This window comes from Microbacterium sp. EG9 (assembly GCF_059759475.1).
This window is the reverse complement of sequence record NZ_CM186217.1, coordinates 1,032,883-1,051,993: the sequence shown is the minus strand read 5'-3', so window position 1 is coordinate 1,051,993 and position 19,111 is coordinate 1,032,883. Positions and strand designations below refer to the sequence as shown.

The 19,111-nt window shown below is 71.2% G+C and carries 16 protein-coding genes; 5 read left to right on the top strand and 11 right to left on the bottom strand.

Annotation, left to right across the window (positions count from 1 at the left end):
- Positions 1 to 2 precede the first annotated feature (2 nt).
- The 4 genes from ftsL to AC6CQV_RS04850 all read right to left on the bottom strand — a co-directional run bounded on the left by ftsL (position 3) and on the right by AC6CQV_RS04850 (position 2,690).
- Positions 3 to 605 carry a cell division protein FtsL gene (gene ftsL, locus AC6CQV_RS04865; RefSeq protein ID WP_060958757.1) on the bottom strand — a complete coding sequence of 201 codons (603 nt, stop codon included), beginning with the start codon at positions 603 to 605 and terminating at the stop codon, positions 3 to 5.
- Entirely contained in the window at positions 602 to 1,561 is a 960-nt protein-coding gene (gene rsmH, locus AC6CQV_RS04860) for a 16S rRNA (cytosine(1402)-N(4))-methyltransferase RsmH (protein ID WP_498260433.1), read from the bottom strand. Before rsmH ends, ftsL begins: the two co-directional genes overlap by 4 nt.
- A 99-nt stretch (positions 1,562 to 1,660) precedes the next feature.
- Positions 1,661 to 2,092 (bottom strand): division/cell wall cluster transcriptional repressor MraZ, encoded by a 432-nt coding sequence (gene mraZ, locus AC6CQV_RS04855; RefSeq protein ID WP_060958759.1) that lies wholly within the window; start codon positions 2,090 to 2,092, stop codon positions 1,661 to 1,663.
- Between the two features lie 217 nt (positions 2,093 to 2,309).
- Complete coding sequence (locus AC6CQV_RS04850; RefSeq protein WP_191008704.1) at positions 2,310 to 2,690, bottom strand: SCO2097 family morphological protein; 381 nt, start codon at positions 2,688 to 2,690, stop codon at positions 2,310 to 2,312.
- 79 nt (positions 2,691 to 2,769) lie between these two features.
- Between AC6CQV_RS04850 and AC6CQV_RS04845 the strand changes: the two genes are divergently transcribed.
- On the top strand, positions 2,770 to 3,858 hold the full coding sequence (locus AC6CQV_RS04845; RefSeq protein ID WP_498260432.1) for a polyprenyl synthetase family protein: 1,089 nt from the start codon (positions 2,770 to 2,772) through the stop codon (positions 3,856 to 3,858).
- A gap of 37 nt (positions 3,859 to 3,895) precedes the next feature.
- Here the strand turns inward: AC6CQV_RS04845 and AC6CQV_RS04840 are convergent, their stop codons facing one another.
- Complete coding sequence (locus tag AC6CQV_RS04840; RefSeq protein ID WP_060958762.1) at positions 3,896 to 4,243, bottom strand: Rv2175c family DNA-binding protein; 348 nt, start codon at positions 4,241 to 4,243, stop codon at positions 3,896 to 3,898.
- Positions 4,244 to 4,385: 142 nt separating this feature from the next.
- Here AC6CQV_RS04840 and AC6CQV_RS04835 point away from each other — a divergent pair, with 142 nt between their 5' ends.
- A complete protein-coding gene (locus tag AC6CQV_RS04835) occupies positions 4,386 to 5,354 on the top strand; it encodes a LysM peptidoglycan-binding domain-containing protein (protein ID WP_498260431.1) in 969 nt (322 codons plus the stop codon).
- A gap of 99 nt (positions 5,355 to 5,453) precedes the next feature.
- Positions 5,454 to 7,379: a Stk1 family PASTA domain-containing Ser/Thr kinase gene (pknB, locus tag AC6CQV_RS04830; protein WP_498260430.1), complete on the top strand. Its 1,926-nt coding sequence runs from the start codon at positions 5,454 to 5,456 to the stop codon at positions 7,377 to 7,379.
- Between the two features lie 79 nt (positions 7,380 to 7,458).
- On the opposite strand, the gene AC6CQV_RS04825 is transcribed toward pknB, so the two are convergent.
- The 3 genes from AC6CQV_RS04825 to AC6CQV_RS04815 all read right to left on the bottom strand — a co-directional run bounded on the left by AC6CQV_RS04825 (position 7,459) and on the right by AC6CQV_RS04815 (position 10,594).
- Positions 7,459 to 8,796 (bottom strand): class II 3-deoxy-7-phosphoheptulonate synthase, encoded by a 1,338-nt coding sequence (locus AC6CQV_RS04825; RefSeq protein ID WP_061781705.1) that lies wholly within the window; start codon positions 8,794 to 8,796, stop codon positions 7,459 to 7,461.
- A gap of 142 nt (positions 8,797 to 8,938) precedes the next feature.
- Positions 8,939 to 9,622, bottom strand: coding sequence for a lysophospholipid acyltransferase family protein (locus AC6CQV_RS04820; RefSeq protein WP_060958766.1), 684 nt, complete (start codon positions 9,620 to 9,622; stop codon positions 8,939 to 8,941).
- A 33-nt stretch (positions 9,623 to 9,655) separates the two neighbouring features.
- On the bottom strand, positions 9,656 to 10,594 hold the full coding sequence (locus AC6CQV_RS04815) for an ROK family protein (protein ID WP_060958767.1): 939 nt from the start codon (positions 10,592 to 10,594) through the stop codon (positions 9,656 to 9,658).
- Between the two features lie 192 nt (positions 10,595 to 10,786).
- On the opposite strand from AC6CQV_RS04815, the gene AC6CQV_RS04810 reads away from it, so the two are divergent.
- A complete protein-coding gene (locus AC6CQV_RS04810; protein ID WP_498260429.1) occupies positions 10,787 to 12,622 on the top strand; it encodes an AMP-dependent synthetase/ligase in 1,836 nt (611 codons plus the stop codon).
- Positions 12,623 to 12,676: 54 nt separating this feature from the next.
- Here AC6CQV_RS04810 and AC6CQV_RS04805 read toward each other — a convergent pair whose 3' ends face one another.
- The 3 genes from AC6CQV_RS04805 to AC6CQV_RS04795 are packed head-to-tail and all read right to left on the bottom strand — an operon-like array spanning position 12,677 to position 18,153.
- Complete coding sequence (locus AC6CQV_RS04805; RefSeq protein WP_498260428.1) at positions 12,677 to 13,168, bottom strand: peptide deformylase; 492 nt, start codon at positions 13,166 to 13,168, stop codon at positions 12,677 to 12,679.
- Entirely contained in the window at positions 13,168 to 14,712 is a 1,545-nt protein-coding gene (locus AC6CQV_RS04800; RefSeq protein ID WP_498260427.1) for a MinD/ParA family ATP-binding protein, read from the bottom strand. Before AC6CQV_RS04800 ends, AC6CQV_RS04805 begins: the two co-directional genes overlap by 1 nt.
- 33 nt (positions 14,713 to 14,745) lie before the next feature.
- The gene (locus AC6CQV_RS04795; protein WP_498260426.1) at positions 14,746 to 18,153 is read right to left on the bottom strand and encodes a pyruvate carboxylase; all 3,408 of its coding nucleotides are present in this window, start codon (positions 18,151 to 18,153) and stop codon (positions 14,746 to 14,748) included.
- A 117-nt stretch (positions 18,154 to 18,270) separates the two neighbouring features.
- Between AC6CQV_RS04795 and AC6CQV_RS04790 the strand changes: the two genes are divergently transcribed.
- Positions 18,271 to 19,077: a ParA family protein gene (locus AC6CQV_RS04790; RefSeq protein ID WP_060958771.1), complete on the top strand. Its 807-nt coding sequence runs from the start codon at positions 18,271 to 18,273 to the stop codon at positions 19,075 to 19,077.
- Positions 19,078 to 19,111: the final 34 nt, after the last annotated feature.

Genomic DNA, 19,111 nt, shown 5'->3' with positions numbered 1-19,111 from the left:
GATCAGTGTGTGGCGGGGGTCGGCAGACCGTCGGCGATGGCAGGGGGTGTCGGTGTATCGACGATCGCCTTGTCGACGACCGAGGTCGTGCCGCCGCCGAGGCTGGCGGCCGGGTCGCCGACGAGCGGCTGGCCGCTGACGAGGGCATTGCCCACGGCCGCTTTGCTGAGGGCGTTGACGGCGCTGGCGCCGGTGAGACCGGCCGCCGTGCCGATGATCGCGTTGTCGCTCAGACGCAGATAGGTCGGCGCCTGGCCGGTGACCATGCCGAGGGCTTCCGCATTGGCGGCGAGGTACTGCGGCGAACTGAGGCCCGCGATGCTGTCCTGCAGCATCTGCTTCTGCCAGTCGAGGTCACGCTGCTGGTCGCTCAGCGTCGACAGCTCGTACGACGACTGGGTCGTCAGGATCGACAAGCCCATCTGAGCGCCTCCGATCAGCAGGGCGCCGGTCACCGCGATGATGCCGTAGACCAGACGCGGGCGGCGGCGCGGCTGCGGCTGCTCCAGCGCCTGCAGCCGACGCGCGGGTTCGCGACGCGGCGCGGACGGCAGGGCGGGCAGTCCCGCGAAGGGGTCGAGTGTGCTCTCTGCGGACATGCTCATGCCGCCTCCCGGATGCGTTCGGCCGCGCGAAGCCGCACGGGGGTGGCACGCGGGTTGCGCGCCTTTTCGTCGTCGGAGGCGAGCTCCGCTCCCTTCACGACCAGACGGAAGCGCGGGGCGTGCTCAGGCAGCTCGACGGGAAGTCCGGCGGGCGCGGTGGATGCCGTGGCATCCGCGAACACGCGCTTGACGAGCCGGTCCTCGAGCGACTGATAGCTCATGACCACGATGCGACCCCCGACGCGGAGGAGGTCGAGACCGGCCGGCAGGGCGCGCTCGAGCACCGACAGCTCGGCGTTCACCTCGATGCGAAGCGCCTGGAAGACCCGCTTGGCGGGATGCCCGCGCCCCTCGCGCTGCACCGCCACCGGCGTCGCGGCGACGAGCACGTCGACGAGCTGGCCGGAGCGTTCGATGGGAGCGACGCCGCGCGCCGCGATGATCGCGCGCGCGTAGCGGCCCGCGAGCTTCTCCTCGCCGTAACGCTCGAAGATGCGCCGGAGATCGCCCTCGCCGTAGGTCGCGACGATGTCGGCGGCGGTCGTCCCGGAGGTCTGGTCCATCCGCATGTCGAGGGGGGCGTCCTGGGAGTACGCGAACCCGCGGTCGGCCTCGTCGAGCTGCAGCGAGGAGACGCCGAGGTCGAAGAGGATGCCGTCGACGCGGTCGACGCCGGCTCCGCGCACCGCCGCGGCGATCCCGTCGTACACCGTGTGCACGAGCGTCACACGGTCGCCGAAGCGCGCGAGCCGCTCCCCCGCGATGCGCAGGGCGTCGGTGTCGCGGTCGAGGCCGATCAGTCGGACGTCGGGGAAGCGCTCCAGCAGGGCCTCGGAGTGACCGCCCATGCCCTCGGTCGCATCGACCAGCACGGCATCGGGCCGCTGCAGCGCCGGGGCGAGCAACTCGACGCAGCGCTCGAGCAGGACGGGGGTGTGGATCTCGGAGTAGCTCATGATTCTTCGGGTCGGTGGTCCGGAGTCGTGATCCCCATCCGCCTGACCTGACACCGGGGAAGTGCGTCAGGGCGTGCGGCTGGGAGTCACGGCCACGGCTCAGAAGAGGCCCGGGATCACCTCCTGCTCCATGTCCGAGTAGCTGTCCTCGTTGCTGTCGGCGTAGGCGTTCCACGCCTCCGCGTCCCAGATCTCCGCGTGGGCGCCCACACCGGTGACGATCAGTTCGCGGCCGAGGTTGGCGTAGGCGCGCAGGTGCGGCGGGATGGTGATGCGGCTCTGGCTGTCGGGCTTCTCGTCGCTCGCGCCCGAGAGGAACATGCGCTGGAAGTCACGCGACTGCTTGTTCGTCAGCGGCGCCTCGCGGATCTTCTCGTAGACCCGCTCGAACTCCTTCGTGCTGAACACGTAGAGGCAGCGCTCCTGACCGCGGGTGACCACGACGCCGTCGCCCAGGTCGGTGCGGAACTTGGCCGGCAGGATGACGCGGCCCTTCTCGTCCAGCTTGGGGGTGTAGGTGCCCAACAGCATCGACCACTCCCCCCTTCCTCCGGCCCGATCCAGGTGCGCACCACTTTACTCCACTTTCCTCCACCTGACTATGGTTTCGTGGGCGCAGCGCTCCCCCGGCGCTCCCCGGCGTCCTCTGACGGCGGGCCGCGTCGCGCAGCGGGCCGCGAAAACAAGAAAGCACCGGCCCGATGGGCCGGTGCTTTCTCTTCGTCGCCGAAGCGACGTCAGCTGGGGGTCAGGCGCCGTCTTGGCGGCGGTCCCAACGATCGTTCATGCGATCCATGAAGGAGGACGAGGATGCTGCGCCGGACGTCTTGCGCTGGCCCTTGGGCTCTCCCGCCGGACGCACCGCGGCGACGCCCTTGGCCGGGGTCGCCGCGAGGACCACGCCGGCGACCATCACGAGGAAGGCGACGACGCCGATGGCGATGATCCCGGACGAGACGCCGGCGATCAGCCCCCCGAGACCGACGAGCACCAGGACGGTGCCGTAGACGATGTTGCGATAGCTGAGGGAACGGCCGTCTCGAGACGCGCTGACCACATCTGCGTCCTTGTTCATGAGATGGCGCTCCATCTCATCGAGCAGACGCTGCTCCTGCTCTGACAGCGGCATGCTGCCCCCTCCTCGCCGTTTCGGACCGGCATCGTGTGCGGTCGATTGTACGCGTGCAGTCGAGAACTAGGCTAGGCCCGTGGACGCTTCCCTCGACCCGATAGAGCCGGTTTCTCAGCGACTGGGAAGGTTCGTCGAGGCGCAGCGGTCGTCATGGGCCGATGCGGGCCGTGAGACGCAGCTGTTCCTGGACGCCGCGGCCCGCACTCTGGAGGGCGGCAAGCGGCTGCGCGCGCGCTTCTGCGTGACGGGATGGCAGGCCGTCGCCGAGGCGAGGGGTCCCGTCGCCGCCGCTCCCGACAGCGTCCTCGACGCCGCCGCCGCCCTGGAGATCTTCCATGCGGCCGCGCTCGTCCACGACGACATCATCGACAACTCCGACACGCGCCGCGGCCAGCCGGCGGCGCATCGCGGACTGGAAGCCGCCCATGCCCGCGCGGGCTGGGCGGGCGACGCCGCGGCCTTCGGCCGCTCGGCCGCCGTCCTGCTCGGAGACCTCCTCGTGGCATGGAGCGACGACCTGCTCGAGCAGGGGCTGCGGGCGGCCGAACACGCGGCATTCGCTCGCGAGGTCTACGCCCTGATGCGTCGCGAGGTCACCGTCGGGCAGTTCCTCGACATCGCGGAGGAGGCCGCCTTCACGACCGCACCCGATGCGGAGCACGCCGAGCGGGCGCTGCGGGTCGCCTCGCTCAAGTCGGCCCGCTACAGCATCCAGCATCCGCTTCTGCTCGGGGCTGCGCTCGCCGGCGGCGACGCGGCGCAGACGGCGGCGCTCGCGGCCTTCGGTCACCCGCTCGGTCTCGCCTTCCAACTGCGCGACGACGTGCTGGGCGTGTTCGGCGACAGCGCCGTCACGGGCAAGCCGTCGGGCGACGACCTGCGCGAGGGCAAGCGCACGCTGCTGATCGCCTACGCCCGCGAACGGCTCGACCGCCCGACGAAGCGACTCGTCGACGAGCTCATCGGCGATCCGGGGCTCGACGCCGCGCAGATCGCATCGTTGCAGCAGACGATCATCGACACCGGCGCCCTCGACCGCGTCGAGACGGCGATCTCGCACTACGCGGCCGAAGCCGACCGTGCACTGCGCGGCGCCCCCCTGTCGACGCCGGCGGTCGGAGCGCTCCGCGATCTCGCCCAGGCGGCGATCGCCCGATCCTCGTGACGCGGGTCGCCCGGCGCACCGGGCGGCGACGGCGGCGTCAGGCGAGCGTCTGAGCGACCCGACGCACCTCGCTCTTGCGCCCCTGACGAAGCGCGGAGATGGGAGCCTGTCCGATCGACTCCTCCTCGGCGAGCAGCCAGTCGATCACCTCGTCGTCGCTGAACCCCGCATCCTGCAGCACGATGATCGTGCCGCGGAGGGCGGAGAGGGGTCGGCCCTCGGCGATGAAGATCTCCGGCACCGCGAACGCACCGCCGCGGCGAGAGCCGACGAGGTGCTTCTCGTCGAGGAGGCGGCGGACACGACCGAGCGGTTCGCCGAGGACCTCGACGAGTTCGGGGAGGGTGAGCCAGCCGGTGGACGCGGGGACGATGTCGTCGGTCACCCCTCCACTATCGCATCCTCCGCGCCGGACGTCGGCTCCCTGTCCGAATCACATTGGTCACAAACGTCACAGCAGTCACTCCTTATACCACCAGTTGACACGACTTGACTTCCATGACACGGTGACGTGGGTGAGAACACACGTGCACACCGCTTCCGCCGGCATCCTCGGCACGCTCGGCACCCTCGCGCTCGCACTGAGCACGACGCCCGCGGCCGCGGCCGAGAACCGCGCCGCCGCCGAGCGCCATCCCGTCGTCGACCTCCGCGCGCGCACCGCCGCGCCGTCACCCGACACCTACACCGTGCAGGACGGCGACACCCTCTGGGACATCGCCCGCACGCACGGCGTCGATCTCGGGAGCCTGCGCGCGGCGAACGGGCTGCAGGACTCCTCGCTGATCCACGCGGGACTCGTGCTGGTGCTGCCCTCCGAGGGCGCCGCGTCCGCCACCGCGGCCCCCGCAGCCCCCGCCGCGCCCGCGCCCGCGCCCGCCGCGGCGTACGAGGTCGGCGCCGGCGACACCCTCTGGGCGATCGCCGAGGCGCACGGACTCACGCTCGACGCCCTCCTCGGCGCCAACGGCCTCACGCGCGACGCCATCATCTACCCGGGCCAGGTGCTCTCGCTGCCGCCGGCGGCGCCGCTGGTCGCGACGCTCGCCGCCGTCGAGGCGCCCGCACCGGCCACGTCGGCGGTCACGGGCCTCGATGCCGAGCAGACCGAAAACGCCCGCATCATCATCGAGGTAGGCCGATCGCTCGGTGTGCCCGACCGCGGCATCGCGATCGCGCTGGCCACCGCGATGGTCGAGTCCTGGATCCGCAATCTCGACTGGGGCGACCGCGACTCGCTCGGCCTGTTCCAGCAGCGTCCGAGCACGGGCTGGGGCACTCCCGACGAGGTGCGTGACCCGCACCGTTCCGCCGAGGCGTTCTTCACCGGGGTCTCCGGCCCCGACGGCATGCTGACGCGCGGGCTCCTCGACGTCCCGGGATGGGAGTCGATGGACTTCGGCGCGGCCGCCCAGGCCGTGCAGGTGTCGGCGTACCCCGAGCGCTACGGCCCGTGGGAGCAGGACGCCTACGCCTGGCTGGCCGCGCTCGGCTGACCCCGACGGCGTGCGCCGCACCCCCGTGATCGCTGCGCACATGCCGTGAGGGGTGAGGCGCTCCCGGGACACGGCGCTCCGGCTCCCTAGAATCACAGAGTGAGCACGAGTCAGCAGACCGACCCGCTGATCGGCCGTCTCGTCGACGGCCGATACCGCGTGCGTGCTCGCATCGCCCGCGGAGGGATGGCCACGGTCTACGTGGCGACGGACCTGCGACTGGAGCGCCGCGTCGCCCTGAAGGTGATGCACAGCCACCTCTCCGACGACACGGTCTTCCAGAGCCGCTTCATCCAGGAGGCACGCGCCGCGGCCCGCCTCGCCGACCCGCACGTGGTCAACGTGTTCGACCAGGGCCAGGACGGCGAGATGGCCTATCTCGTCATGGAGTACCTGCCCGGCATCACGATGCGCGAGCTGCTGCGCGAGCAGAAGCGACTCAGCATCCCGCAGACGATCACGATCATGGATGCCGTGCTGTCGGGCCTGGCCGCCGCGCACCGCGCGGGCATCGTCCACCGCGACGTCAAACCCGAGAACGTGCTCCTCGCCGAGGACGGCCGCATCAAGATCGGCGACTTCGGGCTCGCCCGCGCCACCAGCGCGAACACCGCGACGGGGCAGATGCTGCTCGGGACGATCGCGTACCTCGCGCCGGAGCTCGTCACGCGCGGCACCGCCGACGCCCGCAGCGACATCTACGCCCTCGGCATCATGCTCTACGAGATGCTCGTCGGCGAGCAGCCGTACAAGGGCGAGCAGCCGATGCAGATCGCCTACCAGCACGCCACCGACTCGGTGCCGCGTCCGAGCGCACGCAACCCCGGCATCCCGGAGCAGTTCGACGAGCTGGTGATGTGGGCGACGGAGCGCAACCCCGACGAGCGCCCGGTCGATGCGCGCGCGATGCTCGACCGCCTGCGCGAGATCGAGAAGGAGCTCGGCGTGTTCCCGCACGTCGTGCGGGCGCCGAGCCCGGGCATCGTCGCGGTCGACGACGGCGTGGACTCCGGCGAGCTGACGAAGGTCATGCCCGGCACGTTCACGGCCCCGACCGTGACGGAGCAGGTCGACAACGCCACCCGGCTGCGCGTGCGGTCGCGGCGGCGCGCACGGGCGGGCGGCTGGCTGGTGGTGCTCGTGCTGCTGCTCGCGGCGGTCGCGGGCGGTGCCGGCTGGTGGTTCGGATCCGGGCCGGGCTCGCTCGTCGGCGTTCCCGACGTGTCGGGGTCCTCGCTCGACGAGGCGACCTCGCAACTGGCCGAGCTCGGACTCAGCGCGGTGCCCGCGCAGGACTACAGCCGCGACGTGCCGATCGACGCCGTCATCCGCACCGACCCCGGCGCCGGGACGCGCGTCGACAAGAACAGCGCGGTGACCGTCGTGGTCTCGCTGGGCCCGGCATCCCACGAGATCCCCGCCCTGGCCGGGCAGAGCCTCGACGCGGCGACGTCGTCGCTGTCGGAGATCTACATCTCCCCGTCCGGCGACCCGGCGCAGGTGTTCACGGATGCCGCGCGCGACACCGTGGTCAGCGCCTCGATCACCCCGCCCGGCGGCGGCGAGGCCGTGGACTGCTCGCAGGGATGCACGGCGCTGGAGGGATCGACGGCATCGTTCGAGATCTCGCTCGGCCCGGTGCCCGACGTCGCCGGCCAGAGCGTCGACAAGGCCACCGCCGCGCTCGAAGCCGTTCAGCTCGGCGTGACCACGACGCAGGCCTACGACGACGACGTCGCCGAAGGTCGTGTCATCCGCATCGCGGACCGCGACGGCGGCGGGCTCTTCCGCCCCGGCGACACCGTGACCCTCATCGTCTCGAAGGGACCGCAGCCGATCGAGGTGCCCGACGTGACGGGTCAGACGGTGGCCCAGGCGATGGAGCAGCTCCGTGCAGCCGGATTCGAGCCGGGCACGGCCCTGCCCGAGATCGTCTGGGGCATCTTCACGGTGTCCAGCACCAGCCCCGCCGGCGGCACCATGCAGCTGCCCGGCACCAAGATCACCGTCCGCTCGACGGGTTGACGCACGCGCGGCGGCGCACCGGCGCGCTCAGGCGCTCACCCCGCGTCTGGGCACGGCAGCCGTGCCCAGACGCGATCGGTCAGCGCTTCTCGAGCTCCTCGGCGACGAGGAAGGCGAGCTCGAGGCTCTGCATGTGGTTCAGACGCGGGTCGCACAGGCTCTCGTAACGCGTCGCGAGGGTGGCCTCGTCGATGTGCTCCGATCCGCCGAGGCATTCGGTGACGTCGTCGCCGGTGAGCTCGACGTGGATGCCGCCCGGGAACGTGCCGACCGCGCGGTGCGCCTCGAAGAACCCGCGCACCTCGTCGACGACGTCGTCGAAGCGACGCGTCTTGTAGCCGGTGGGCGTGGTGATGCCGTTGCCGTGCATCGGGTCGGTGACCCACAGCGGGGTGGCGCCGGAATCGCGGACGGCTTCGAGCAGCGGCGGCAGCGCGTCGCGGATCTTGCCGGCGCCCATGCGCGTGATGAAGGTCAGCCGGCCCGGCTCGCGCTCGGGATCGAGCTTGTCGATCAGCTCGAGCGCCGTCTCCCGCGAGGTCGACGGGCCGAGCTTCACGCCGATGGGGTTGCGGATCTTGGAGAAGTAGTCGACGTGGGCGCCGTCGAGCTCCCGCGTGCGCTCCCCGATCCACAGGAAGTGGGCCGAGGTGTTGTACGGCGTGCCCGTGCGGGAGTCGATGCGCGTCATGGGACGCTCGTAGTCCATCAGCAGGCCCTCGTGACCCGTGTAGAACTCGACGCGGCGCAGCTCGTCGAAGTCGGCGCCCGCCGCCTCCATGAACTTGATGGCGCGGTCGATCTCCGTGGCGAGACGCTCGTACTGCTGGTTGGCGGGGTTCTGGGCGAACCCCTTGTTCCAGCTGTGGACCTCGCGGAGGTCGGCGAAGCCGCCCTGCGTGAAGGCGCGGATGAGGTTGATGGTGGACGCCGCCGTGTGGTACCCCTTCAGCAGTCGCTGGGGGTCGGCGGTGCGCGAGGCCTCGGTGAAGTCGAAGCCGTTGACGATGTCGCCGCGGTACGCGGGCAGGGTGACGTCGCCGCGGGTCTCGGTGTCGCTGGAGCGCGGCTTGGCGAACTGGCCGGCCATCCGCCCCATCTTCACGACGGGCATCGACGCACCGTAGGTCAGCACGACGGCCATCTGCAGCACGGTCTTGATGCGATTGCGGATCTGCTCCGCCGTCGCGCCGGCGAACGTCTCGGCGCAGTCCCCACCCTGGAGCAGGAATGCACGCCCGGAGGCGGCGCGGGCCAGGCGATCGCGCAGGTTGTCGACCTCGCCGGCGAAGACGAGAGGAGGCAGCGTCGCGAGCTCGGCGGAGACGGCCGCGACGGCGTCGAGGTCGGTCCAGGAGGGCTGCTGTTTGATCGGGAGCGTGCGCCAGTGATCGAGATCGGCGTGCAGGGTGGGCATCCGCTCAGTCTAGCGGCGCGCCAGGATGCCGCGGCCCCGCGCGCCGCCACCCTTTCGCGAGCCGCCATCCTTCGGCCGAGCCGCCATCGCGCGGCCCGCCCGAAGCATGGCGGCTCGGCCGCGGCATGGCGGCTCGCGCAGATCAGGCGCGGGCCGCGCGCTCCTTCACCGTCGACGCGTACACGTCGTCGTACTGCTGTTCGCCGAGCCGTTGGAGGGCCACCATGATCTCGTCGGTCACCGACCTCAGCACGTAGCGATCGGACTCCATGCCGTGGAACCGCGAGAAGTCCAGCGGCTCGCCGATCACCATGCCGACGCGACCGACGCGCGGAATGGAACGACCGATGGGCATGACGGCATCCGTGTCGACCATGACGACGGGGATGACGGGCACACGGGCCTCCAGCGCCATGCGCGCGAGACCGGTGCGACCCCGGTAGAGCTTGCCGTCGGGGCTGCGCGTGCCCTCGGGGTAGATCCCGAGCAGGTCGCCGCGGCCGAGCACCTGCAGGCCCGTGTTCAGCGAGGCCTCCGACGCCTTGCCGCCCGTGCGATCGACCGGGATCTGGCCCGTGGCCTTCATGAACATCCGGGTGGCCCAGCCCTTCAGCCCGGTCCCGGTGAAGTAGTCGCTCTTCGCGAGGAAGCTCATGGGCCGGTCGATCATGAGCGGGAGGAAGATCGAGTCGCTCACCGACAGGTGGTTGCTCGCGAGGATCGCGGCGCCGGAGGACGGCACGTGGGAGCGGCCCACGATCCACGGGCGGAAGATCGCCTTCACGATCGGCCCGATCACGATGTACTTCATGACCCAGTAGAACATCAGGCTCCTCCCCCGCTCATCGGCGTGGGCGTCTCATCGGCTCCGCAGGCCCGCGAGGTCGGCGACGCCCACGAGCCCGGCGTCGTTGCCGAGCGTGGCCACGGTGAAGCGAGCGGTCGGCCGATCACCGAAGCCGGGAAGCGACGTCTCGTAGGCGATCCGCGTCGGCTCCAGCAGCACCTCGCCCAGATCCGCCACCCCACCGCCGATGACATAGAGGTCGGGGTCGAGCACCGCCTGGAAGGCGCCGCAGGCCTCGCCGAGCGCCGTGGCGACACGGCGCACGGCCTCGACCGCCCCGGCATCCTCTTCGCTGAGCAGGAGCGCGAGATCGGCCGCGGGGACGATCCCGTCCGCGCCGCGATGCGCGGCCAGCCGGGCGCCGATTCCGCCGCCGTCGGCGATGTCGCCCAGCTCCCGCTGGAGCGCACGGCCGGACGCGTACTGCTCGAGGCAGCCGTTCTGTCCGCACCCGCAGGGGCGCCCGCCGCGCACGAAGCGCAGGTGGCCGAGCTCCGCGGCGCTGCCGTTCGCGCCGATGAGCAGTCGCCCGTCGTTGATCACGGCACCGCCGACGCCCGTGCCGAGGGTGACCATGACCATGTCGGTCGATCCCCGGCCCGCCCCGAAGCGGTACTCGCCCCAGCCGGCGGCGTTCGCGTCGTTCTCCAGGGTGACCGGACGGCCGATCCGCGCCTCGAACTCGGCGCGCAGCGGTTCGTTGTGCCAGTCGATGTTCGGCGAGTGCAGCATGACCGACCGCGTGCGGTCGATGTAGCCCGCGGCGGCGACGCCCACCGCGCCGACGTCGTGCCGTGACGCGAGGTCGTGGACCATCGCCGCGACCGCCTCGGCGAGGGCGCCGGTGTCGACGGGCGTCGCGACGCGCGTGCGCTCGATGATCGCACCGGTGTCGTCGACGACACCTCCGGCGATCTTCGTCCCGCCGATGTCGATGCCGACGTTGAGCACGGCGCTCCCTTCCGGCCGGCCCGGGCGGCACGGCATCCGAGAGTCTAGTGTGGACAGGACAGACCTACGGTCCGGGCAGACCGTGCTTTTGGGACGGACCCTGTCCACTGTGGGACTGAGTGTCACCAGCAGTTAGACTCGATTCCAGCCGTCGATCGCCGACGCCACCCGGTACCGAAGGAGTTGCCGCCCATGAGCGCCGTACAGTTCGAAGTCCCCGCGGTCGTGCCCGCAGACCCGCAGGCCAATGTCGCCGACCTGCTCGTCGAGCGGGTGAAGGCCACGCCGTCCCTCGCGCTCTTCGCCGTCCCCGACGGTGACGGATGGCGCGACATCACCGCCGCCGCGTTCGAGCGTGAGGTGATCGCGCTGGCGAAGGGCTTCGCCGCGGCCGGCATCGCCCCCGGCGACAAGGTGGGTTTCGTCGCCCGCACCACCTACGAGTGGACGCTCGTCGATTTCGCCCTCTTCTTCACGGGCGCCGTCATGGTGCCCATCTACGAGACCAGCTCGGCGGCGCAGATCAGCTGGATCCTCTCCGACTCCGGCGCGATCGCCGTGATCGCCGAATCCGCCGAGCACGCCGCCCGCATCGCCGAGATCCGGTCGGAGGTGCCCCTGGTGCGCGACGTCTGGACCATGGCCGACGGCGACCTCGACACGCTGCGCGCCGACGGGACGGGCATCGAGGATGCCGAGATCGAGCGCCGCCGGAGCATCGCGGTGGGCTCGGACATCGCCACGCTCATCTACACCTCCGGGTCGACGGGACGGCCGAAGGGATGCGTGCTCACGCACAGCAACTTCGTGGAGCTGTCCCGCAACGCGGCGAAGGCCCTCGCCGAGGTCATGAACACGCCGGGCGGCGCATCGACGCTGCTGTTCATCACGACCGCACACGTCTTCGCGCGGTTCATCTCGATCCTCGACGTCCACGCGGGCGTGAAGACCGGTCACCAGCCCGACACGAAGCAGCTGCTGCCCGCGCTGGGCTCGTTCAAGCCGACGTTCCTGCTGGCCGTCCCCCGGGTGTTCGAGAAGGTCTACAACTCCGCCGAGCAGAAGGCCGAGGCCGGCGGCAAGGGCAAGATCTTCCGCGCCGCGGCCCACACCGCGATCGAGCACTCCCGCCTGCTGCAGGACGGCAAGAAGATCCCGCTCGGCACCAAGATCAAGTTCGCCCTGTTCGACAGACTCGTCTACTCGAAGCTCCGCGAGGCGATGGGAGGCCGCGTCACCTACGCCGTGTCCGGCTCCGCGCCGCTCGGCCCGCGTCTCGGCCACTTCTTCCACAGTCTCGGGGTGACGATCCTCGAAGGCTACGGCCTCACCGAGACCACCGCGCCGGCGACCGTGAACCTCGCCACGAAGTCGAAGATCGGCACCGTGGGTCCGGTGCTCCCCGGCGTGGGCGTGCGTCTCGCCGACGACGGCGAGATCGAGGTCCGCGGCATCAACGTGTTCAAGGAGTACTGGCGCAACGACGAGGCGACGGCCGCCGCCTTCGACGACGGGTGGTTCAAGACCGGCGACATCGGCTCGTTCGACAGCGAGGGCTTCCTCACGATCACGGGGAGGAAGAAGGAGATCATCGTCACCGCGGGCGGCAAGAACGTCGCCCCCGCCGCACTCGAGGACCCGATCCGCGCCAACCCGATCATCGGGCAGGTCGTGGTGGTCGGCGACCAGAAGCCCTTCATCTCGGCGCTCGTCACGCTCGACCCCGAGATGCTGCCGACGTGGCTGGCCAACAACGGGCTGCCCGCCGACATGTCGCTCGCGGAGGCGGCGCAGAACCCGAACGTGCGCGAGGAGGTGCAGCGGGCCGTCGACATCGCGAACAAGAACGTGTCGCGCGCCGAGTCGATCCGCAAGTTCACGATCCTCGGCTCGGAGTGGACCGAGGCCAGCGGTCACCTGACTCCGAAGATGAGCATCAAGCGGAACGTCATCCTCAGCGACTTCGCCGATGCCGTCGACGACATCTACACCGTGCCGGTCACCACGACGAACGTCTCGCTCGGCTGAGCGTCGCGTCCGCAAGGAAGGGGGCCGGTCGCGCACGACCGGCCCCCTTCCTCGTCAGAACCAGTTCGACTCGCGGATCCGGCGCATCGCGATCTTGCGCTCTTCGGGACTCAGACGCGAGATGTAGAGCATCCCGTCGAGGTGATCGGTCTCGTGCTGCAGCGCCTGGGCCATCAGCCCCTCCCCCTCGAGGACGAGCTCGGCACCGTCGAGGTCCATGCCCACGACGCGGGCCCAGGGGTAGCGCAGTGTGTCGTGCCACAGATCGGGCACCGACAGGCAGCCCTCGCCGACGAGCTGCGGCTCGCCGTCGACGTCGGTGAGCACCGGATTGAGCACGTATCCGATGTCGCCGTCGATGTTATAGCTGAACGCGCGCAGCCCCACGCCGATCTGCGGCGCCGCCACACCGGCCCGCCCCGGCAGCTCCACGGTGTCGAGCAGATCCTGCACGAGGCCGCGGATGCCGTCGTCGACGACCTCGATGGGCACGCTGGGTGCGCGCAGCACCGGGTCGCCGAACAGGCGGATCGGCCGGACGGCCATCAGGCGGCGGCCCGCTGACGCAGGCTCTCGACGACGATCGCGGCGAGCTCGCGCGCGGCCGCCCGCGTCTCGGGCTGCAGGTCGCGGAAGACGATGGCGCTGCCCGACGCGATGTGCGGGTCGTACGGCATCCGCACGACGCGCCCCACGCGGGTGGCGAAGTGCGCCTCGAGCTCGTCGGCGCGCACGAGCGGCGCCCCCGGGCGGGCCGTATTGAGCACGACGACCGCTCCGCGGACGAGATCGGCGAAGCCGTTGCTCTCCAGCCACGTGAGGGTCTCCGACGCGAGCCGCGCCTCGTCGACGCTCAATCCGGCGACCACGATGATCTGGTCGGCGCGGTCGAGCGTCGCGCCCATGACCGCGTGGACGATGCCGGTGCCGGTGTCGGTGAGCACGAGCGAGTAGAAGTGCGCGGCGACGTCGGCGACCGCGTTGTAGTCGGAGTCGTTGAACGCCTCCGACACGTGCGGGTCGGTGTCCGACGCGATGACGTCGAGCCGGGTGTGGTCGCGGGCGACGATCTCCGAGATGTCGTTGAACCCGCGCACGTCGGCGTGGGCGCGGACGAGGTCGCGCACGGTCTTGCCGCTCGAGCGGCCGATGCGCTCGGCGAGCGTGCCGCGGTCGGGGTTGGCGTCGACGGCGATGACGCGATCCTCCCGCGCATCCGCGAGCGCCATCCCGAGCAGCGTCGTGACGGTCGTCTTCCCGACGCCGCCCTTGCGCGAGAGCACCGGCACGAACTTGGCTCCGCCGTGCAGCGGAGCCGCGATCCGGCGATCGAGATCCTTGCGCGCCCGGGCGCGCTTGCCGTCACCGAGGTTGATGCGCCGCCCCGACAGCGTGTACACCAGGTGCTGCCAGGTGCCCTCCGGCTCGGGCCGCGTCGCGCGGGCGGGGTCGAGCAGACGGTCGGCCGTCAGCAGGTCCGAGCTCTCGCGGCCCGCCTCGAAGTCGCCCAGCCGGCGCGACTGCAGCGTCACCTCGGACGTGCGCGGACGCACGCGTTCGTGATGCGCGAGATCGGTGGATGCCGCGACCGCGACCGTGACGGCGGCGATCTCGTCGGCGTCCTCGACCGTCGGAGCCTCGGCCGGCCCCTCGGCCGTCGTCGACGGGTGCTCCTCGTCGTCGTCGTCCTCGTCGTCGTCCACGACGGCCTCGTGGATTTCGTCGTCGGCGACGAGGTCGGAAGCCTCGACGCTCGCCGGCGCCGCGGCGGCGGCGTGGGTCAGGTCGTCGTCCAGCACGACGTCGTCGTCGTCGAGGTAGTCGTCCTCGTCGGCCGCGACGGGCAGGGCGACATCCACCTGAGCGGTCGCACCGTCGACGATGCCGATGCCCGTCGTGTCGATGCCGGCAGACGTCTCCAGCACGCCGTTGTCGACGTCCTCGGTCGCGTTCTCGTTGCGGTCAGGCACGGATGCACACTCCAGATTCAGGCCGTCACCGCGGCGGGCGTCGGCCGGTTCGGGGTCCTCGTGAGGACCGCACGATCGCGGCGTCGCCGCCCGATCGACGGGTCGATCCCCGACCCCCATGGCTCGCGGGACGTCACGCGCCCCCGACCCAGGCTACTCGGCGGGTCGGACGACGAGCAAAAGGTCGCCCGCCTCGACGGGAGCCGGCGACGCGATCGCCAACCGCTCCACGACGCCGTCGACCGGCGCTGTGATCGCCGCCTCCATCTTCATCGCCTCGATCGAGGCGACCGGCTGCCCGGCCGTCACCCGCTCTCCGATCCCGGCCACGAGGGTCACGACCCCCGAGAACGGCGCGGCGACCTGGCCCGGAATCGACGTGTCGGCCTTCTCTGCCTGACGCGTCTGGACCGCGATCGCGCGGTCGCGCACGAACACGGGACGCAACTGGCCGTTGAGGGTCGTCATGACGGTCCGCATGCCCTTGTCGTCGACCTCGCCGATCGCCTCGAGCCCGACGTAGAGCTGCACCCCGCGCTCGATCTGCACGACGTGCTCGGTGCCCGGCGTGAGGCCGTAGAGGTAGTCGGCGGTGTCGAGGACGCTGAGGTCACCGTAGGTCTCGCGCACCTCGCGGAACGCGGCCGTCGGCGCCGGGAAGAGCAGGCCGTTGAGGGTGGCGCGTCGCGTCGCCGAGTCGGCATCCAGCGCGGCGGCCTCCTCCGGCGAGATCTCCGTGACCCCCGTGCGCACCTCGCGGCCGCGCAGCACCTTGGTGCGGAAGGGCTCGGGCCAGCCTCCGGGCAGATCGCCGAGCTCGCCGGCCATGAAGGCCACGACGGAGTCGGGCACGTCGTACTTCTCCGGGTTCTGCTCGAAGTCGGCGGGGTCGGCGCGGACGGCGGCGAGGTGGAGGGCCAGGTCGCCGACGACCTTCGACGACGGCGTGACCTTCGGGACGCGGCCGAGGATGGCGTCGGCGGCGGCGTACATGTCCTCGATCAGCTCGAAGTCGTCCGACAGGCCCAGCGCGATCGCCTGCTGCCGGAGGTTGGACAGCTGCCCGCCGGGGATCTCGTGGCGGTACACCCGCCCGGTGGGTCCGGGAAGGCCCGACTCGAAGGGACGGTAGAGATGGCGGACGGCTTCCCAGTACGGCTCCAGGTCGGAGACCGCGTCGAGGTCGAGCCCGGTGTCGCGCTCCGTGTGGGCCAGGGCGGCCACGAGGGCCGACAGCGACGGCTGACTCGTCGTGCCCGCCATCGGGGCGGCCGCGGCATCCACCGCGTCGGCACCGGCGGCGCCGGCGGCCAGCAGCGTCGCCAGCTGTCCGCCCGCCGTGTCGTGCGTGTGGACGTGGACCGGGAGGTCGAAGCGCTCGCGGAGGGTGCGCACGAGGCGCGCGGCCGCCCCCGGGCGCAGGAGCCCGGCCATGTCTTTGATGGCGAGCACGTGCGCCCCGGCATCCACGATCTGCTCCGCGAGGCGCAGGTAGTAGTCGAGGGTGTAGAGGTCTTCCGACGGCGAGAGCAGGTCGCCGGTGTAGCAGAGCGCGACCTCCGCGACGGCGGTGCCCGTCTCGAGCACGGCATCGACGGCGGGACGCATCTGGGAGACGTCGTTGAGCGCGTCGAAGATGCGGAAGATGTCGACGCCGGATGCCGCGGCCTCCCGGACGAAGGCGTCGGTGACCCGGGTGGGGTACGGCGTGTAGCCCACGGTGTTGCGTCCGCGCAGCAGCATCTGGATCGCGACGTTCGGCAGCGCCTGTCGGAGCGCGTCGAGACGCTCCCAGGGGTCCTCCCCCAGGAAGCGCAGCGCGACGTCGTACGTGGCGCCTCCCCAGGCCTCGACCGACAGCAGCTGCGGGGTCAACCGGGCCACGTAGGGCGCGACCGTCACGAGGTCGCGCGTGCGGACGCGCGTGGCGAGCAGCGACTGGTGGGCGTCGCGGAACGTCGTCTCGGTCACCGCGAGGGCCGTCTGCTCGCGCAGGGCCCGGGCGAAGCCGGCGGGGCCGAGCTCGCGCAGGCGCTGGCGGGAGCCGGCGACCGGCGCGGCCGACAGGTCGATGCGCGGCAGCTTCGTCGCCGGCTCGACCGTCAGCGGGTTCTCGCCGTTCGGCCGGTTGACGGTCGTGTCGGCGAGCCAGGCGATGATCTTCGATCCGCGGTCCTTCGACTCCCGCCCCCGCAGCAGCTCGGGCCGCTCGTCGATGAACGCGGTACTGACATCGCCCGCCACGAACGCGGGGTCGTCGAGCACCGCCTGCAGGAACGGGATGTTGGTCGAGACCCCCCGGATGCGGAACTCGGCGAGAGCGCGCCGCGAGCGCACGACGGCCGCCGCGAAGTCACGTCCCCGGCACGTGAGCTTGGCGAGCATGGAGTCGAAGTGCGGGCTGACCTGCGAGCCGGCCGCGGTGGTGCCGCCGTCGAGGCGGATGCCGGCGCCTCCGGGCGAGCGGTATGTCGTGATCTTGCCGGTGTCGGGCCGGAAGCCCTGCGTCGGGTCCTCGGTCGTGATGCGGCACTGCAGGGCGGCTCCGCGCAGGCGGATGTCCTCCTGGTGCAGCCCGAGGTCGGCGAGGCTCTCCCCCGCGGCGATGCGCATCTGCGACTGCACGAGGTCGACGTCGGTCACCTCCTCCGTCACGGTGTGCTCGACCTGGATGCGGGGGTTCATCTCGATGAAGACGACCTCACCCGTCCGCGGGCCCGCCGTCTCGAGCAGGAACTCGACGGTGCCGGCGTTCTCGTACCCGATCGAGCGGGCGAACGCGACCGCGTGACGGTGCAGGCTCTCGCGGACGTCGTCGGCGAGGTTGGGCGCCGGGGCGATCTCGATCACCTTCTGGTGCCGGCGCTGCACGGAGCAGTCGCGCTCGAACAGGTGCACCGTCTCACCGGTCTTGTCGGCGAGGATCTGCACCTCGACGTGGCGGGGCCGCTGGACGGCCTGCTCCAGGAAGACCCGGGCGTCGCCGAACGCGCTGTCCGCCTCGCGCATCGCCTCGGCGATGGCCGGTGCGAGCTGCTCCTTCTTCTCCACGCGACGCATGCCGCGGCCGCCACCGCCGGCGACGGCCTTGACGAAGATGGGGAAGCCGATGCCGTCGGACTGGCTGACGAGCAGCTCGACGTCGTCGGATGCCGCGGTCGAGCGCAGCACGGGCACGCCCGCGGCGATCGCGTGCTCCTTCGCCGTGACCTTGTTTCCGGCCATCTCCAGCGCCCGCGACGGCGGCCCGATGAAGACGATGCCGTTCTCGGCCGCCTTCGCGGCGAGCTCGGGGTTCTCGGACAGGAATCCGTACCCCGGGTAGATCGCGTCGGCGCCGGACTCCTTGGCGACGCGGATGATCTCGTCCACGTCGAGGTAGGCCCGCACCGGCTGACCGGCGGCGCCGATCTGATACGCCTCGTCGGCCTTCAGACGGTGGAGGGAGTAGCGGTCCTCGTAGGGGTACACCGCGACGGTGCGCGCGCCGAGCTCGAACGCCGCGCGAAACGCCCGGATCGCGATCTCTCCGCGATTGGCCACCAGGATCTTGCGGAACATGCGCACCTCTTCTCCGAGCGGCCCTCGCGTGCCGAGAGACCCTGATTCCCCGACGGGCCCACTTTTCACGAGGGCCTGAGTGTCCTCACAGCCTAGGGGACGGTAACGTAGAGCCTCGTGCACGTACTCTCCGTCTCCTCGCTCAAGGGGGGTGTCGGCAAGACCACCGTGACTCTCGGCCTCGCCTCCGCGGCGTTCGCTCGGGGAGTGCGGACTCTCGTCGTCGACCTCGACCCGCAGTCTGACGTGTCGACGGGCATGGACATCCAGGTCGCGGGACGCCTCAACGTCGCCGACGTGCTCGCCAATCCGAAGGAGAAGGTGGTCCGTCAGGCCATCACCTCCAGCGGGTGGGCCAAGGTGCATCCGGGCACGATCGACGTGATGATCGGCAGCCCGTCCGCGATCAACTTCGACGGTCCGCACCCCAGCGTGCGCGACGTGTGGAAGCTCGAGGAGGCCCTCGCGACGATCGAGGCGGACTACGACCTCGTCCTCATCGACTGCGCCCCCTCGCTCAACGCCCTCACGCGCACTGCCTGGGCGGCATCCGACCGCGTCGTCGTGGTCACCGAGCCCGGCCTGTTCTCGGTCGCCGCCGCCGACCGCGCGCTGCGCGCGATCGAGGAGATCCGCCGCGGCCTCTCGCCGCGACTGCAGCCTCTGGGCATCGTGGTGAACCGGGTGCGCCCGCAGTCGATCGAGCACCAGTTCCGCATCAAGGAGCTCCGCGACATGTTCGGCCCGCTCGTGCTGTCGCCTCAGCTGCCGGAGCGCACCTCGCTGCAGCAGGCCCAGGGCGCCGCCAAGCCGCTGCACATCTGGCCCGGCGACTCCGCTCAGGAGCTCGCGGGCGACTTCGACGCGCTGCTGGACCGCGTCATGCGCACCGGCCGCATCACCGCCGGCGAACAGCGCGCCTGACCCTCACCCGCCCGGTCGTCGGGCGAGCGCCCCA

Coding starts and splice junctions, on each gene's coding strand:
- ftsL (WP_060958757.1), bottom strand. CDS start 605: ATGAGCATGTCCGCAGAGAGCACACTCGACCCCTTCGCGGGACTGCCC.
- rsmH (WP_498260433.1), bottom strand. CDS start 1,561: ATGAGCTACTCCGAGATCCACACCCCCGTCCTGCTCGAGCGCTGCGTC.
- mraZ (WP_060958759.1), bottom strand. CDS start 2,092: ATGCTGTTGGGCACCTACACCCCCAAGCTGGACGAGAAGGGCCGCGTC.
- AC6CQV_RS04850 (WP_191008704.1), bottom strand. CDS start 2,690: ATGCCGCTGTCAGAGCAGGAGCAGCGTCTGCTCGATGAGATGGAGCGC.
- AC6CQV_RS04825 (WP_061781705.1), bottom strand. CDS start 8,796: ATGCCCACCCTGCACGCCGATCTCGATCACTGGCGCACGCTCCCGATC.
- AC6CQV_RS04820 (WP_060958766.1), bottom strand. CDS start 9,622: ATGTTCTACTGGGTCATGAAGTACATCGTGATCGGGCCGATCGTGAAG.
- AC6CQV_RS04810 (WP_498260429.1), top strand. CDS start 10,787: ATGAGCGCCGTACAGTTCGAAGTCCCCGCGGTCGTGCCCGCAGACCCG.
- AC6CQV_RS04805 (WP_498260428.1), bottom strand. CDS start 13,168: ATGGCCGTCCGGCCGATCCGCCTGTTCGGCGACCCGGTGCTGCGCGCA.
- AC6CQV_RS04800 (WP_498260427.1), bottom strand. CDS start 14,712: ATGGGGGTCGGGGATCGACCCGTCGATCGGGCGGCGACGCCGCGATCG.
- AC6CQV_RS04795 (WP_498260426.1), bottom strand. CDS start 18,153: ATGTTCCGCAAGATCCTGGTGGCCAATCGCGGAGAGATCGCGATCCGG.